The sequence below is a fragment of the Kovacikia sp. CALU 1929 genome, assembly GCF_056784235.1.
The window spans coordinates 403,649-419,424 of record NZ_JBXBCF010000065.1 but is presented as its reverse complement, the minus strand read 5'-3'; the positions used below and the strand labels follow the sequence as shown (position 1 = coordinate 419,424).

The following is a 15,776-nucleotide window of genomic DNA, read 5'->3' as shown; positions in this document are numbered from 1 at the left end:
CTACTTACACCCCAACGACTCCCTCGTATCAACCCCCGTTTTAGAATTTGTTCCACTCGCAACCGCGCACAACTGCTTGACCTGAAGCCCATCCAGCATGGCATTGGTGAAATCTGCTCCAGCAATAGTGACCTCATTAAAGGTCGATCGCAACAAAATGGCATTCTCTAAAATTGCATCCCTTAAATCGGTGCGGGTGAACTGGATTTGGTCCATCAACGACTGGGTTAAATCAGCTCCCTGCAAGTTGGTCTCGGTCATGGTTGAGGCACTTAGCACCGCTCCCCGCAGGTTGGCATTGGCAAAATTAGTTCGATTTAAATTGGCATTTGAAAACTCTGCCACCTGCAACATTTGACCGGAGAAATCTTTCCCCTGCAATGCCGCATTACTGTAGGACAGTGGCGGAGCATATTGTTTGGCATAGGGTAGCCCTGACTGAGTTTCTGCCTGGACTGGCAGGGGAAACCCCAGCAACACTAGCAAAAGCAACCCGATGGAAGCTAATTTTAGACTGATTTTTTCCCTGGATGAATTGGGTTGAAACTCCCTGCGCCCGATTGTCAGGTAGAACTTGGGAACCCTTCCCAGAAGAGCGATAAGTTGTGAGATAAAAAAATGAGAGACAAATTTTATAGAAAGCATAAGTATTGCCTGAATGATTCACCCTTTCCAGTTTAATGAGACGAGCTTATTCCGCATTAAACCCCAGGTAACCCCGCGGAGTCACAAACCAGTTGGCATGGATGCGGCTGCTTTGATTACCGATCAGAACTACAGTCAGCATATCAATCGGAAAGTCTAAAAAATCAGCCAGGGTAGTGAGGGTGATCTGTTCATCGGCTCGATAGACAGAATGGACGATCGCAACGGGTGTTTCAGCCCACCGGTAATGGAGCAAAATATTCTGAGCGATCCCAATTTGCTGAGTACGAGTCTGGGATTTCGGATTATATAGCGCCACAACAAAATCTGCCTGGGCTGCCGCAGTCAGGCGTTTTTCAATCACTTCCCAGGGCGTTAAGAGATCACTGAGGCTGATGGCACAGAAATCGTGCATCAGGGGTGCGCCAACCCGCGAGGCAGCCGCTTGTAAAGCCGTAATGCCGGGAAACACCTGGACAGATGGGGCTTGACCATCCCACCCTTGCGCCTGTAATTGCTCCAACACCAGCCCTGCCATGCCATAGATGCCGCAGTCGCCCGATGAGATGACCGCAACCGTTAACCCCCAGGTTGCCAGGGCGATCGCCCGTTCTGCCCGCTGTCGTTCCTGGGTAATGGGAGATCCTTCTACCATTTGACCGGGGCGCAGCAATGGCTTAATCAGGTCAATGTATAGGGCATAGCCAATTAGAACATCTGCCTGGGCGATCGCGGTTTGGGCAGCAGGGGTAATCTGGTCAAGCTGTCCGGGTCCGGTGCCTATGAGCCAGAGCTTGCCACTGCGTCCGATATATTCCTGCTCGGACTGAGCAACCGCAATGGTGACGGCTCCCGGTTCTCCATCCAGGCGAATGATTTGTTTGGGAACCTTGAGCAGCGGCTCCTGGGACTGTCCTAATGGTTCGGTAGGAGCCGCAGACCTCAGATCTGCCCCCACAAGGGCAGCCGCTTCAGCCACACTGGGAGTGCCCACTTCCGCTTCGACAATCACAGACGGATTAGGAATGGCAACTGAGCGTAAAATGTCAGCCGGGAAGCACCGGAGAGGTAGTTGGCGATCGCGGCAGTATTCTACCAATCCCACCTCGTCTGCTTTCAGGTCAATGGAGGCAATTCCGGCGATTGCCTTTTCTGATAGTTGATGGGTTCTCAAAACCTCTCGAACGGCGTGTTCAATCAACGTTTTTGAGCTTCCTCGCTCACAGCCAATCCCGATCCAGAGGACTCGTGGATGCCAGTGGACTTGGGGGAGGGGGGGAGTGGGGAGTGGGGAGTGGGGAGTGGGGAGAGCGGGACTGATCCATACGGTTGCCCCGATACCCGATATCCCGTCTTCAGTACCCGATTTGCTCAACTCAAATGGATGTCCTGCCGGTAGATGGTTTTGCCAGAGGGTAGAACCGGCATCTTGAATCACTTGTACAGGTTCATGACGGGCGATCGCGGCACTCACTCCAGTCCAGTCCCCATCTCCTTTCTGCCAGCCAAAGGGAATCCCCAGTACGTCGATACCCGGTAGACCTGCCCGATTGGCAGCCCCAGTCAGTACCGGGGTTGCGCCAATCTGAACTGCGACTAAACGCGCCAATTGATCGGCACCTCCCTGGTGTCCCCCACACAGACTGATCACAAACTGTCCTGACTCGTCCACCACAACCACGGCTGGGTCAGAGGACTTGTTTTGCAGTAATGGTGCAATCAGCCGGACAACGGCTCCGGTGGCGAGGCAGAAAATAAAACTGCGGTGGGAATTCCAGAGGGTGGCAATGTGGTCTTTGAGGGAACCGGAGTAGGGGAGGGGGGAGGGAGCAGAGGGGAGAGGCGAGGTTTTCTGGAGCAGGGAGGCGGGAAGCCAGAGGGTTGCCGTGTGGGTCTGGAGCAGGGGTTGAAGCTGGTGAATGCCCGTGGGAGTCGTGGCGATCGCGGCGATGGGCTGAAAGTCTTGAAAAATCAATTCGCAATTCCTGTACAAGGGACAAAGACCGATCACTACTCTACCTTGCCCCTGGAACCCCACGCCCTGTACCCTGTACCCGATACCTTGTACCCTATTGGCAGCACGTTTCTATTTCCCGTCATGAATCAGCCCGAAATTGGGGTTGCCATCGTTGGCACAGGCTTTGGTCAGAAGGTTCACATTCCTGCCTTTCAGGTGCACCACCGAACCCGCATTGTCGCGGTTTATCACCGGGATCTGGCAAAAGCACAGGCGATCGCCCAGGCTCACAATATTCCCCATGCCTGCCAGACGGTGGAGGAAATCGTCGCGCTGCCCGATGTAGAGGGAGTCAGTATCTCGACACCTCCCTTTCTGCACTATGGGATGGCAAAAACAGTGCTGAATGCAGGGAAACATTTGTTACTGGAAAAGCCTGTCACGCTCAATGCTATGGAAGCCAGGGAGCTGTTGGATCTGGCAGATGCAAAGGGATTAATTACAGCGATTAACTTTGAGTTTCGCTGCATTCCCACCTGGCTGCGACTGGCAGAACTGCTAGCAGAAGGTTATGTGGGCAAGACCCGGTTGATCAAAATTGACTGGCTGGTGTCGAGTCGGGCAGATGCGTCCCGTCCCTGGAATTGGTATGCCCGTAAAGACCAGGGCGGTGGCGCACTGGGGGCGATCGGCTCCCATGCGTTTGACTACATCGCCTGGTTGTTTGGCCCCGTGCGGCAACTCTGTGCCCGGTTGCATGTTTCTGTGCCAGAACGTCCTGATTCTGAAACTGGGCAATTAAAGCCGGTGGATGCCGATGATGTCTGTACCCTTTTGCTGGAGTTAGACGATGGAACGCCCTGCCAGATGAGCCTGAGCGCTGCCACCTACCAGGGACGGGGGCATTGGGTAGAAGTGTATGGCGATCGCGGCACCCTGGTTTTGGGCAGCAGCAATCAGAAAGACTATGTGCATGGCTTTAAGCTCTGGGGCAGTCAGAACGGAGAACCGTTAACCGAAATGGCGATTCCTGAACGACTGGAATTTCCCCGCACTTTTGAGGATGGGCGGATTGCCCCCTTGCTCCGAATTGTGGATCGCTGGGTGCAGGGCATTGAACAGGGTAAGGCACTGGCACCCTCCCTGCCAGAAGGGTTGTATTCCCAGCAGTTAATGGATTTGACCCATCGATCTCACCAGACTGAAAGCTGGGTGAAGGTCAATTAACTTTACACTCTGCGCTTCTCTTCTCCTCAAAATCATGAAGGAATCGGCAATTGGCAGATTTAGCAGTTTAAGATAAGTAAAGATACCGTCGCTGCAAGGGCATTTCATGACTTCAACCCTGCTTAAGCTTCCATCTGTTCAGGCACTCAACGCACCGACTGTCCATCGTCTGTCCAATGGTTTGACCATTGTGGCTGAACAGATTCCCGTTGAGGCAGTCAACCTGAATATCTGGCTCAATATTGGGTCAGCGGTGGAGCCAGATGCCATTAACGGAATGGCGCATTTTCTGGAACATATGATCTTTAAGGGAACGCAAAAACTTCAGAGTGGTGAGTTTGAGCGGCGGATTGAGGAACGGGGAGCGGTCACCAATGCAGCAACCAGTCATGACTATACCCACTACTACATCACCACGGCTCCTCAACATTTTGCAGATCTGGCACCCCTCCAAATCGATGTGGTCATGAATGCCAGCATCCCGGATGAGGGGTTTGAGCGAGAGCGCCATGTGGTATTGGAGGAAATTCGGCGATCGCAGGACAACCCCCGTCGTCGCACCTTTCAGCACTCTACAGAAGTCACGTTTGAGCGTCTGCCCTACCGTCGTCAGGTACTTGGACCTGCCTCTGTCGTTGAAGGACTCGTGCCACAACAAATGCGAGACTTTCACACCCATTGGTATCAGCCCCAGTCAATGACAGCCGTTGCGGTGGGCAATTTGCCTGTCGAAAAGTTGATCCAAATTGTCGAGGATGGCTTTGCAGAAGCAACTGGCAATCAACAACGGACAATGGTGACTCCCTACCCCTTGTCCCCGACCCCTTTTCTACAAGAGGCTCCGTTTCAGCAGATAGTTCGTCGCGAATTAACCGATCCCAGCTTACAGCAGGCACGGTTGGTCATGACCTGGCGGGTGCCGGGATTGAACGATCTGCCCCAAACCTATGCTCTGGATGTGCTGGCATCAGTGTTGGGTCACGGGCGCACTTCCCGTTTGGTCCAGGATTTGCGAGAACAGCGTGGACTGGTCTCCAGCATTTCTGCCAGTAACATGAACTACCAACATCAGGGAGCATTTTATGTCTCAACCCATCTGCCAGAAGAAAATTTGGAAGTCGTAGAAGCGGCGATTGTTCAACAAATTCGTGCTCTTCAGGAAGACTTGATTACCGAGTGGGAAATTGCCCGCGTCCGAACTCGCGTCGCTAACCATTTTATCTTTGGCAATGAAACACCCAGCGATCGCTCCGGTATTTATGGTTATTACCAGTCACTGATAGGTGATTTGTCCGCTGCTCTGACCTATCCTGAATTAATCCAGGCTCTGGATGCTGAGCAACTGAGAGCCGCCGCCTGCCAATATCTATCACCAGATGCATACGGCGCAGTGGTGATTCGACCGGGGTCATGAGCATTAGATCACCACGCAGAGTTCCTTTGGTGAATCATTAGTTCGATGCCAGCGATTGTTCTAGCACGGCTAAGGGTGATCTCGTTTAACCAATGTTGGGTTTCGTTGCCTCAACCTAACCTACGAGGCGGGCGATCGCACTTACTTATTGCAAGTCCACTGCTTCTAGTATTTCAGCAAATACGCCTTTACTATGAGCAACCTGTTCAAGAAAAGATTGAATTTCATCTTCGGATTTAAGCTCAAACAGTTTCTGGTTCTCCTCTTCTGTCAATTCAATTGTCTTCGTCAAAACTTCTCCTGTTATTTCGTTTTTAAGACTAAAGTCAATTACATGATTTGGCTTGTAAATTCTACTGTTTACTTGATAACCTGTTAAATCAATAGGCTCTGTCGTCATCGTTTCATAATTAAAACGCCGAAAGATCATTGACTGTTTAAATCTTTCGCCTTGCCTTAGACGCAAATCAAGTAATGCAGTTTCACCTTCATGCTCGCGCAGGGGTGGATAAATTTGTGCTTCCTTGGGTATTGATCGAGGAGGACTGATCACATTTAAGCAGATTAATTCATCCCACCACATAGCTCTTACAGAGTCTAAGCACTCATGCAGGATTCTGTCAATACCATTATCTAGCTTAACGTGAATTTCCTTCTCGGCAATACAATATAAACCTTTATCATCCTGATATTCGGTCATAATTACAACTTCCTCCAGCGACTCAGCAGAGCTAAGTAATGGGGTATGCCGCGTAAGACGGCGATGCTTATGAACGTTTGCACAATCTCTTATGATTGCGAAGTCAGGACATAGACTAACCAAATGAGCCTGGTAGTTCCCTAAAGAGCTAAAAGGGAAAGTAGAGCCAGTACCTCTAAACTCTTCAAAAACATGATCGGCAAGGTGAAACATTGATGAACATGCATGAACTGCTAGACGCAAATCAATGCTTAATCCGGCAATCTTAATATTTCGTGCTTCACGATAAGCATCATGGTCAGCAAGAACACACTCAACGAAGAAATTCCTTAAACCATCGTACATTGCCTACATTACCTAGTTGCTCGGGTATAAATAGTCTAGCTAATTACTACAAAAGATACTCTGGCATGCTTAGCTTACGGATTTCTGTTAGTCGGATCAGAACACAATCTCAACTGTTGCTTAGTGGTCTAACGACTAAGATAAGTGGCAGCAATAACATCAGTAACCTCACCACAATCTTTGCACCTGTCCGCTTCATCGACCTGTTATATTGCTGTCACTTTCCTCATCTACAGTAAAAGTCTGTGAATCATCAGAGCGCCATTTGTGACGAGGATTCCATTGCAACACTTCTTTAGCCAATTTCGTATCAACAAGAGCTTTATAAGGCTGGTCTTCATACTCCTGTCCACCTCGCCACGCTACATTCGGATGAATGGATTGAGCCATTTCCCGACTTGTGCGAGATGCTGAAGAAATATCATCTGCACAGAGTAGCAACGTAACATGACCAGGATCGGGACAATCTAACGCGCATTTTGCTGCATCTGCTGCATCCCGCACATCTAGAAATGCACCATACTCCCAAAATGGGTTCCACTCAAATTCGGGGTCAGCACGTCTGTTAGAAATGATAAAGTAGTAGGTCTCTACGTCAAACACACCAGGAGGTCTGAGACAGATTGTCGGAATACCTGTGCTGTTTGTGAAGAATCGACACATTTCTTCACCTAGTTTTTTGGAGATGGCGTAAGGAGTCATTGGATAGCAATGATGAGCATCATCCAGTGGAAGGTAATCTGGTGGTCTTTCACCTTTAAACACTCCCAACGCATCCACGCTACTGAAGAACACAATACGTTTGGTTTTTGCCTCCAGTGCCGCTGTCAGAATATGCCATGTGCCGAGAAGATTGACAGCCATAATATCATTAGCACTATCCTCCGAATGCCCAAGCAATGCTGCTAGATGTACAACGGCATCGCAACCTTGGATATGATCTCGAACCTGCTGTTGATTTAGAATGTCTTGTCCATTCTTGACATCAAAACCGATAATTTCATGCCCAGAATCGCGTAAAACTTGCTCAACAGCTATTCCAATCATTCCTGCGTTGCCTGTAACCAGTATTTTCATGCTTCCACTTCAATTATTCTGGTTATCAAGATATCAGCTATGAGCAGTTCAGAAGTAACTCGGACAATGCCCATCGAACAATTTAAGGCAGTATAACGTCCCGATTCACCTTAGCAAATAATCTTTCAGCAATAGCGGGGATAATGTTTGTTCCATCGGGTGCAATCGGATAGTGAGGCGGCATAGCAAATTTGAAAGATACAGTGCAGAAGGCAATGTCGGGTTTCCTTGCGTCAACCCAGCCTACGGCGATGAGCGATCGCACTCTAAATCCGTGCTCATTATTAGCGTGTCTCCTGCTAGTTGCCCTTTTCTTTCTGTAATTCTGATGTACAACGAATATTCTTCAAGGACATCAATTTTCGCTACTCCGCTTTGAGTAGGTGTCGGTTGATCCAAAGAATGTATGTCCTCAAAAATTACATTTGGAATATTACTGATATCTCCGTCAGATGTAGCCAATATAAAATCGATTTGATGCAAGGGATTACCACCAACTATTGAAGGTACTTCAACTATTGATTTGGTATTGTAGTTGGCCAACACGCCTTCCTTTGAGAACCTTGAGATATCGGAAGATGGACAGTCAATAGACACCTGGATCTTATTTGGCAACGGAACATATTGGTTAAGGTTACCTATAAAAATGCTAAACCAGAGGAAAAAATTATTACTTATTTCCTTGACTGGCCCGTTTGATAAGTGACTGCCATCTCTAAATGTATAGTGACTACGTAGTTTAGATTTTGACTCTAGGCTAATGTGATCTAGGTTTTTTGTTTCGTTTTCAACTGAAATGTGAACATTATAATTGCTCGGAAAAAATAGAAGCCTTTTGCCTGCTGAGATAGTTAAAGCACCAAATATGAAATGTGAGTCACCCTTTTTTGCTGCGAGGTAGCGCCAATTCCCCCCAGGTGAACCATCATTTAGTTGCTTTTTTATTGGTGCAGTCAGTGGATGGTCGGTCGGGATACTAAATGTGCCATCCCCCTCCGGAATGGTAAGAATATAAAGAAGAGGAACATTGCCATCTTTTTCGGCATTGCCCTTTCTTGGGTAGAGACCAATATGATCAGGCTCAATTGTAAGGTTGTTAACGATGTCCACTTTTCCTAGTGCCTAACTATTATTTGAGCGGCATTCTCCCCTTCAGGCAGACTAACACTCTCCAGAGGAATATTTATCCAACGTCCAAGTCAGCTATCTATTTCCCAATAGCTAGATAGCCTGCAAATAGATAGCCTGCAAAAATGTTGTATAACCACCCGGATTGGTATATTATCCGGCACCCGTGCAGACTATTTACCCAAATCGGGGGATTAGACAGCTTTGGTACTTGGTACTGGATAATACGCCTGAACCGCCTTTTATCTAGCCTTTGAGTCGTACTATTAGCTGCGTCAGAGCATTTTATCCGACAGGCTTCAGCAAATCTTCATGTTTTGTACGGAGTACTTGTAGGTAATATTTAGTGCGATCGCCCCTCGCCGTAAGTTGGGTTGACAGCAGAAAACCCAACATAACCAGACCAGGCGAAAGGGTGTGATTCAACTGTATGATTACATTCTTATTGATGCAGTCGCTAATAGTTGCAACCCTGTAAATGTTGGGTTACCTGGCGGAAAGCAAGCTACATCGAGTTCACCGACTTCAGGAACTGTCTCAGGCTCATAAGCATCGGGAAGTCATTCCCCCACTGGCTTGAGCCAGGTAATCACGGTCGTATGATGCACCCCTTTGACCCGTTCAATCGCTCGAAATCCTAAGCCATTGACGTACATTCTGAGGCACTCCCGCTTAAACTCATCCGAGTATCCAGCAGGCGGAGAATAGGTATCAAAGAACTACCGTCTGCACTTCTTGCAGATGTGATTTTGTTTACCTTTCTGTTCCCCGTTTTTACTGATATCAGTCGAGCCACATTCTGAACACTGCATCGTTTCGTCCCTGATTTCATAGCTCTATTATGCAATGCCGAAATTCTTGCCATCTCCGCCGTTGAACCGCACACAAATGAGACTTGCTACAGTTACCCATTGCTTTTTTTGCAAAAAATTATTACAAAATAAGACATTGAGCATAAATACGTATCTTTGTTACGGGGGTAAAAAACTAGTTGACGTGAATGTACAGTTTTTGGCATATGCTATCTACAATTATTTGAGCCAAACATAGCCGTCCTTAGCTGGGGAAACCTGAATCTGATCGGGTCGTTGGTTAGCAAACAAAACCTCTCGCTGGTTTTTATTTCTTAAAGGTGTGTCATCTCTGGTTGAGAACTGCTATAACAAAGGTTCAAACAGGTAGGCGTTGATGAGTAAACCTTGATATGCAGCTTGACAATATTTATCGCTTCTTCCAAAGCCCGCCCCCTACCTATCTCAATGAAGAGTTAACCATTTGCTATGTACTCTCCGTTCTATTGAAGGGTGACTCCTATGGAACGGAGTTAATTCAGTTACTTGAGAGTCAATACCCAACCTATCGTCTTTCAGATACCGTCCTTTACAATGCGCTGACTTTTCTGCTGGATAAAGAGTTGGTTTCAAGTTACTGGAAAAAGTTAGAAGGGCGCGGAAGACCTCGACGCATGTTTCAGATTCTCCCCGATGCCCAAAGTCAGGTCGAAGATCTGGCTCAACTTTGGGATCGGTATATGGCTGAACGCAAAAATTCAGCTTTTGCTGAATAAGGGCTTTTAAAGGGCAATTTTAAACCTCATCCAAATTGAGAACTGGAGATTTTCCCAGGGAAAACCACGGGTTTCTAAGTTGGTGAGGTTTGTAGGTTTCCAGAATGATCAATCTGGAAATGTTCTCATGATCCGAATTTTGCTCTGCTGGCTGAACAAGGAGTACCAAACTTACGCCGCAGTCTCCTAGTGGTTTACCAAAGGGCATTTGCCTGGTAATCTAATCCCTAGAAAAACCAATTTGCGGGGTTTTAAGGGGTTACAAACCCCTTAAAACTGCTTGGCAGACTTAGAGCAATCAGACTTAGAGCAATCAGGAAGTTACCGAATTCCTGGGAGAGATTGGTACCCCTGGGAAATGGAGTTACCAAATTCGGGGTGTCTAAATTTCCAAATTGGATCCTCTAGGTCAGCTTCCTGAAAAGCGCGATCGCGGCTCCAACAGCTAGGGCATTGTCCACACCCCCCCTCAACGCCAAAGCTACAATCATGGGTTAATTCAAAAAATTCCTGGAATCGCTCACCCAACACTTCATTCGCGAGATGGATACACTCTGCCTTGGAGAATTCCTTAAGGGGTGTGTGAATAGTCACGGCTTTTGAATCACGCCAGAGTCCTTCACCCAATAGTTGACTCATTGACTCAAGAATGGTCTGGAGATGAGCACCATTATGGGCAAAATCTTCTCTACAACCGCTGACAATAATATTGTTAATCCCTTTTTCGGCGGCGTTATTAGTCGCCATGGTCAAGATCAAAAGGCTGCTGGCTGAGGAGATCGTAGAGTCGCCCCCGTCTGTAGATCCCAGCACTAAACGATCTTGATTGTGCAACTGCCCCAATGTCAGCGGAACGGGTTTGGAAAAAATAGGGCTGAGATCAATCACTTCGTGACTTGCTAATTTAAGCATATCTGCTATAGCGATCGCGCTTTCCAGCTCAATCTGGCTCCGCCGCCCAACGTTACAAGTCACGGCATGAACCTGAGCAAACTGTTGCGCCGTTACCGCAGCGCAAGCAGCAGAAAGATATCCTCCATCTAGAATACATAAAGCATTCGGTATAGACATAATCGATTTCTCAGGAAAAACCGCAAGCATGACTGAGCTTCTTATTTGCCCGTTGCAATCATAGTGTTAATTCTGCGCCAGTGACGGCAAGGGTGGCTCTGAAGTATAGATTTTAAGAGGTAACCTATGCTGATTTGCCAGAATCTGAGCAATTTTTAGGGCACTTTCGTAGAGTAGAGAACTGCAATAAATTTGCCCTTGCAAGCCCTCATCCCGCCCTATACGTAGTTCAATTGCATCTTCAAGAAAATAGACTGTAAACATTGACTTTAGATTCTCTACCGCTTGATTGAATTCAGAAAGATAGTCAAGATAAACAAATCATTTGTCAACTTCCCTGGTGCCCACTGAAAGTTGAATGGCAGGTGCAGTGTAGCAGCATAAACAGATGGGAGACTTTCGTATCAATTACAACGTTTTAGAAAACCAGATTAACGGTACAGATCAGAATCAACAGGAAATTGCTCAAATACGGAAAGTTAGAAGACAGTCGTAATTGATGGAATGGGGGCGGATTAAATCAGGGGATGTATCTAGTTTGACATTCGATTTTTCCCTTAACAATCGCAGTTAAGGCTTCTAAGGAAGAACTTAAAGGGATCTAAGTACAAATTTGCAAAACCTCTCTCAGTAAAGAGTCCGGTTCTTATGTGCCGAAATATGCGTACAGGAATCAACTCGCTTAAAATTGGAAAAGCTCTTATCTTTGGAAGGAGACGGCTTATCTTCGGAAAGAGATCTCTTATCTTCAAGATCCCATTCTGGGGATATTTAAGTGTGTGCCCATTCTGTTGTTAGGGGAGATGAATCAACCAGCACAAAAACGACGGCGGGGTGTGGTACTGACACCAAAAGGGTTGCATAAACTTCAGGAAGCAAAGTCTAGAGTAGAAGGTGAGCAAAACCTGGGTAATCGTTATACGCTTGAGGCGCTCAGCGATCGCACCGGATTGTCTGTAGATACGCTGATGAAGGTATTCGGTCGTGAAACCAGAGTGGATCGTCAAACCCTAAAAAGCTGCTTTAGCACCTTTGGCTTGGTCCTGGAACTGGATGATTATGGTGTACCAGAGCTTCCAACCGAATCTACACAAGATCTGGATGAGGTAACCCTCCCTCCTGACTTAGAACCCGATCTGCCGGGTGGGCAAGTGCCCCTGGATTCTAGCTTTTATATAGAGCGGGTTCCCCTTGGAGATGCGCTCTATATCTCCATAGAAGCCATTTGCTATAAGGCGATCGCCCAACCGGGAGCCTTGATTCGAGTTAAAGCACCCCGACGTAGTGGAAAAACTTCGCTGGTGGTAAGAACTCTTCATCAAGCAGCAAATTTGGGTTACCGTACTGTCTCCTTAAACTTTCAGTTAGCTGAAAAAGCAGTATTTCAAAACTTAGATCGGTTTTTGCAGTGGTTTTGTGCCAGCGTGGGATTGGGTCTCCAGTTGCCCAACCGTTTGGGAGACTACTGGGATCCCCTTTTTGGGAGCAAAGTGAGCTGCAAAATTTATTTCGAGCAATACTTACTGGTTGAAATGCCGATGCCAATTGTGCTGGCATTAGATGATGTTGATCAGTTATTCCAGTATCCAGACCTGGCTGATGATTTTTTTGGGCTGTTGCGAACCTGGCATGAAGAGGCAAAGAACCAGGAGATTTGGAAGAAACTCCGCTTGATAGTCACCCATTCTACAGAGGTTTACATCCCGTTAAGCACTCATAAATCTCCATTTAATGTAGGACTCCCAGTCGATTTACCGCCATTTACCGTTGAACAGGTCCAGGAGCTTGCCAGCAAGTATGGGTTCGATTGGTCAGATGAACCTATTCAGCAACTCCTTGACTTAGTGGGTGGTCAGCCTTACTTAGTGCAGCTAGCCCTGTATCACATCTGGCAGCATGATATCGCTTTAGAACAGATGATCATATCCTCTCTAGCAGATGACGGGATTTACACTAATCATCTCCAACGACAACTCTGGACTTTACAGCAAGATCCGATGTTGGAGAAGGCACTGGACCAAATTTTGACGACAGACAACCCGATTAAGCTTGACCTGGTACAGGCTGTTAAGCTACAAGGCATGGGGCTTGTAGAGTTGCGCGGCAAACAGGTGAAACCCAGTTGCCAGTTATACGCCCAATACTTCCGTACTCACTTACAGCAACCTTAACCTGGCTCAGCTAAATGACTAATACCAGTTCAATATGAGTTTGCCCTTAACAAGGGGCTTAAGCCTCTGCCCACCATGCTTTCTTCTGCGCAGCTTCAAAAAGAATGGGTATAAGCTCAATGGCTAAACCAGAGCGTTTATAGCCATAGCCACCTGATTTAGGACGGGGTGCAGGGGTGGAACCCCTGGCTGGGGGCATCGCCCCCACAACCCCTCTACACCCCCAACGTCCTAAGCAATCTGGCAGTAATAAGGTATTATTGGGCGTTGCCAGGAGCGAGTCGCCATCATGGCGCAGCCCATCGTCAGATGTCATGTCTTTTGCATCACGGTCTTTTGAACAAAAGTTAACGAAAGCCCTCTAATAGTTTGTTCCGTTCCCAATTCACGATAGGCTAAGGAAGCGCTAAGGTCAGTCAACCTGAACCAAATACTATTAGACTAGATGCCGGATATCGCTTGAACTCCAGGACTTGACGGCGCACGGTTGACCAAATGGCGTTCCCACAAAAAATTTTTGATAGAGACTATGACAGCGTTTTCTACCTCTGAAGCGATCGCATCCAATACTCTTCCCCCTGCCGACTCGCGCCAGCGTACCAGCCAGTTTCTTAAGGACTTTCAAGACAACATTTGTCAGGCGTTGCAACAGGCAGATGGGCAGGCTGAATTTCGTGAAGACTCCTGGGAACGACCGGAAGGGGGGGGTGGGCGATCGCGGGTGATCCGCGAAGGCGGTGTCTTTGAACAGGGTGGCGTTAACTTTTCAGAAGTGTGGGGCGAAAATTTGCCCTCTTCGATCCTGGTACAACGCCCAGAAGCCGCAGGGCATGGTTTTTATGCGACGGGCACTTCAATGGTGCTGCATCCACGCAACCCCTATATACCCACCATTCACCTCAACTACCGCTATTTTGAAGCGGGTCCCGTTTGGTGGTTTGGTGGCGGCATTGATCTGACTCCCTACTATCCCTTTGCAGAGGATGTGGTTCACTTCCACCGGACGCTAAAACAAGCTTGCGACTCCCATCACGCTGAGTATTACCCCACGTTTAAGCGCTGGTGCGACGAATATTTTTATTTAAAACATCGGCAGGAAACTCGCGGTGTGGGTGGTATTTTCTTTGACTATCAAGATAGCCGTGGCTTACTATATCACGGTCCTGATCCCAAAGGTTCAGCCGCCAAGCATAGCGAGCAGATTGGAGAAGTCGGTACCCGTACCTGGGAACAATTGTTCGCTTTTGTGCAGGACTGTGGTAACGCCTTTTTACCCGCTTACCTGCCTATTATTGAACGGCGGCGATCGCTGGAGTATGGCGATCTGGAACGTAATTTTCAGCTTTATCGTCGGGGACGCTACGTTGAGTTCAACCTGGTTTATGACCGGGGTACTATCTTTGGCTTACAAACCAATGGACGTACTGAGTCCATTCTTATGTCCCTACCGCCAATGGTGCGCTGGGAATATGGCTATCAGCCAGAACCCCATACTCGCGAAGCAGAACTCTATGAAACTTTCCTGAAACCTCAAGATTGGGTGAACTGGATTCTGCCAGGTTCCGAAGTCTAAGGTAGACTACTGAGAGATGGATGTTTTTTTGAAACAGTGTTTGAATTTTTCAAATTTTGTCAAAACTAGATTGGGTGAAGGTTCGGCTTTCCCTTAGTCGCAGCCTATTTAGTCACGTCTGAAAACTTTCAGAACTCGGTTCTGAACCCAGGGTTGCTTTGTGAAGAGTTGCCCAATTTGTTTCACATAGTTGAGGCGTGATGCAGATCTATGTTTAGAATCACCCAAGCATCCACAGTTTTTAGGAGAGGGTAAGGCGATCCCTATGGAGCAGAAATCAATTCACATGGAGCAACGAACCCATACGACCCAGGACGGGAAGACGGTGATTGTGCTGACTCCCACTGGACGTTTGGATATTACTACCGCATGGCAGTTTCGCCTCAAACTCCAAGAATGCATCTCCAAGCTGAGTCACCATGTTGTTGTCAACTTAGGGCAGGTCAACTTCATCGACAGTTCTGGTTTGACCTCTCTAGTGGCAGGCATGCGAGATGCCGATAAGGTAAGGGGCAGTTTTCGGATTTGTAATGTTCACCCCGAAGCCAAACTCGTGTTTGAAGTTACCATGATGGATTCAGTCTTTGAAATTTTTGAGACCGAGGAAGAAGCTCTCGAAGGTGTACCCCGTGGTATCGCAAGTTAAGAGTTACAACTATTTCTCCTTGCACAAGCCTCATCCATTCATCCACACTTGGTTGTGGTTGACTCTTCTAAAAATCGTTGCAAAAGGTGTGTACGGCTCTGCCGCTCCTATTGGCATATTGAGTTTTGAAGGGGTTTTTGAATAGTAAGAATACATCACCATACTCAGATTCGCTAATCTGTGTGCTTGAACTGTTACCTCTTAGGGATGTGCCCCCAAATAAAGTACCCGCTAGACAATCTGCTCCACGATGGA

At 47.6% G+C, this 15,776-nt stretch carries 13 protein-coding genes and 1 pseudogene; 6 read left to right on the top strand and 8 right to left on the bottom strand.

What is annotated here, in order from left to right; all coding sequences use genetic code 11:
- Complete coding sequence (locus AC1S52_RS13615; RefSeq protein ID WP_482029556.1) at positions 1–645, bottom strand: pentapeptide repeat-containing protein; 645 nt, start codon at positions 643–645, stop codon at positions 1–3.
- Between the two features lie 46 nt (positions 646–691).
- Complete coding sequence (gene cobJ, locus AC1S52_RS13610; RefSeq protein ID WP_482029555.1) at positions 692–2,620, bottom strand: precorrin-3B C(17)-methyltransferase; 1,929 nt, start codon at positions 2,618–2,620, stop codon at positions 692–694.
- Here cobJ and AC1S52_RS13605 point away from each other — a divergent pair.
- Together AC1S52_RS13605 and AC1S52_RS13600 are read left to right on the top strand one after the other, a co-directional pair.
- Positions 2,561–3,829, top strand: a complete 1,269-nt coding sequence (locus AC1S52_RS13605) for a Gfo/Idh/MocA family protein (protein WP_482029554.1) — start codon at positions 2,561–2,563, stop codon at positions 3,827–3,829. The two genes, cobJ and AC1S52_RS13605, sit on opposite strands and share 60 nt — an antisense overlap.
- Positions 3,830–3,935: 106 nt before the next feature.
- Positions 3,936–5,243, top strand: coding sequence for a M16 family metallopeptidase (locus AC1S52_RS13600; RefSeq protein WP_482029553.1), 1,308 nt, complete (start codon positions 3,936–3,938; stop codon positions 5,241–5,243).
- Positions 5,244–5,388: 145 nt separating this feature from the next.
- Here AC1S52_RS13600 and AC1S52_RS13595 read toward each other — a convergent pair whose 3' ends face one another.
- From AC1S52_RS13595 to AC1S52_RS13580, 4 genes and pseudogenes are all read right to left on the bottom strand, one after another.
- Positions 5,389–6,288, bottom strand: a complete 900-nt coding sequence (locus tag AC1S52_RS13595; protein WP_482029552.1) for a hypothetical protein — start codon at positions 6,286–6,288, stop codon at positions 5,389–5,391.
- A gap of 195 nt (positions 6,289–6,483) precedes the next feature.
- On the bottom strand, positions 6,484–7,365 hold the full coding sequence (locus tag AC1S52_RS13590; RefSeq protein ID WP_482029551.1) for an NAD-dependent epimerase/dehydratase family protein: 882 nt from the start codon (positions 7,363–7,365) through the stop codon (positions 6,484–6,486).
- Positions 7,366–7,608: 243 nt separating this feature from the next.
- Entirely contained in the window at positions 7,609–8,475 is an 867-nt protein-coding gene (locus AC1S52_RS13585; protein ID WP_482029550.1) for a hypothetical protein, read from the bottom strand.
- 581 nt (positions 8,476–9,056) lie between these two features.
- Positions 9,057–9,305, bottom strand: a pseudogene (locus tag AC1S52_RS13580) (IS1/IS1595 family N-terminal zinc-binding domain-containing protein); the annotation flags it as partial.
- Positions 9,306–9,697: 392 nt separating this feature from the next.
- Here AC1S52_RS13580 and AC1S52_RS13575 point away from each other — a divergent pair.
- The gene (locus AC1S52_RS13575) at positions 9,698–10,060 is read left to right on the top strand and encodes a PadR family transcriptional regulator (RefSeq protein WP_482029549.1); all 363 of its coding nucleotides are present in this window, start codon (positions 9,698–9,700) and stop codon (positions 10,058–10,060) included.
- Between the two features lie 321 nt (positions 10,061–10,381).
- Here the strand turns inward: AC1S52_RS13575 and AC1S52_RS13570 are convergent, their stop codons facing one another.
- On the bottom strand, positions 10,382–11,131 hold the full coding sequence (locus AC1S52_RS13570) for a 7-cyano-7-deazaguanine synthase (RefSeq protein ID WP_482029548.1): 750 nt from the start codon (positions 11,129–11,131) through the stop codon (positions 10,382–10,384).
- Between the two features lie 803 nt (positions 11,132–11,934).
- Here AC1S52_RS13570 and AC1S52_RS13565 point away from each other — a divergent pair.
- The gene (locus AC1S52_RS13565) at positions 11,935–13,302 is read left to right on the top strand and encodes an AAA-like domain-containing protein (protein ID WP_482029547.1); all 1,368 of its coding nucleotides are present in this window, start codon (positions 11,935–11,937) and stop codon (positions 13,300–13,302) included.
- 58 nt (positions 13,303–13,360) lie between these two features.
- On the opposite strand, the gene AC1S52_RS13560 is transcribed toward AC1S52_RS13565, so the two are convergent.
- Positions 13,361–13,618, bottom strand: coding sequence for a hypothetical protein (locus tag AC1S52_RS13560; protein ID WP_482029546.1), 258 nt, complete (start codon positions 13,616–13,618; stop codon positions 13,361–13,363).
- A gap of 213 nt (positions 13,619–13,831) precedes the next feature.
- On the opposite strand from AC1S52_RS13560, the gene hemF reads away from it, so the two are divergent.
- Positions 13,832–14,875 (top strand): oxygen-dependent coproporphyrinogen oxidase, encoded by a 1,044-nt coding sequence (gene hemF / locus AC1S52_RS13555; RefSeq protein WP_482029545.1) that lies wholly within the window; start codon positions 13,832–13,834, stop codon positions 14,873–14,875.
- 265 nt (positions 14,876–15,140) lie between these two features.
- Positions 15,141–15,521 carry an STAS domain-containing protein gene (locus AC1S52_RS13550; protein WP_482029544.1) on the top strand — a complete coding sequence of 127 codons (381 nt, stop codon included), beginning with the start codon at positions 15,141–15,143 and terminating at the stop codon, positions 15,519–15,521.
- The last annotated feature ends 255 nt before the right edge of the window (positions 15,522–15,776 follow it).

Coding starts and splice junctions, on each gene's coding strand:
- AC1S52_RS13615 (WP_482029556.1), bottom strand. CDS start 645: ATGCTTTCTATAAAATTTGTCTCTCATTTTTTTATCTCACAACTTATC.
- AC1S52_RS13600 (WP_482029553.1), top strand. CDS start 3,936: ATGACTTCAACCCTGCTTAAGCTTCCATCTGTTCAGGCACTCAACGCA.
- AC1S52_RS13595 (WP_482029552.1), bottom strand. CDS start 6,288: ATGTACGATGGTTTAAGGAATTTCTTCGTTGAGTGTGTTCTTGCTGAC.
- AC1S52_RS13590 (WP_482029551.1), bottom strand. CDS start 7,365: ATGAAAATACTGGTTACAGGCAACGCAGGAATGATTGGAATAGCTGTT.
- AC1S52_RS13575 (WP_482029549.1), top strand. CDS start 9,698: ATGCAGCTTGACAATATTTATCGCTTCTTCCAAAGCCCGCCCCCTACC.
- AC1S52_RS13570 (WP_482029548.1), bottom strand. CDS start 11,131: ATGTCTATACCGAATGCTTTATGTATTCTAGATGGAGGATATCTTTCT.
- AC1S52_RS13565 (WP_482029547.1), top strand. CDS start 11,935: ATGAATCAACCAGCACAAAAACGACGGCGGGGTGTGGTACTGACACCA.
- AC1S52_RS13560 (WP_482029546.1), bottom strand. CDS start 13,618: ATGACATCTGACGATGGGCTGCGCCATGATGGCGACTCGCTCCTGGCA.
- hemF (WP_482029545.1), top strand. CDS start 13,832: ATGACAGCGTTTTCTACCTCTGAAGCGATCGCATCCAATACTCTTCCC.
- AC1S52_RS13550 (WP_482029544.1), top strand. CDS start 15,141: ATGGAGCAGAAATCAATTCACATGGAGCAACGAACCCATACGACCCAG.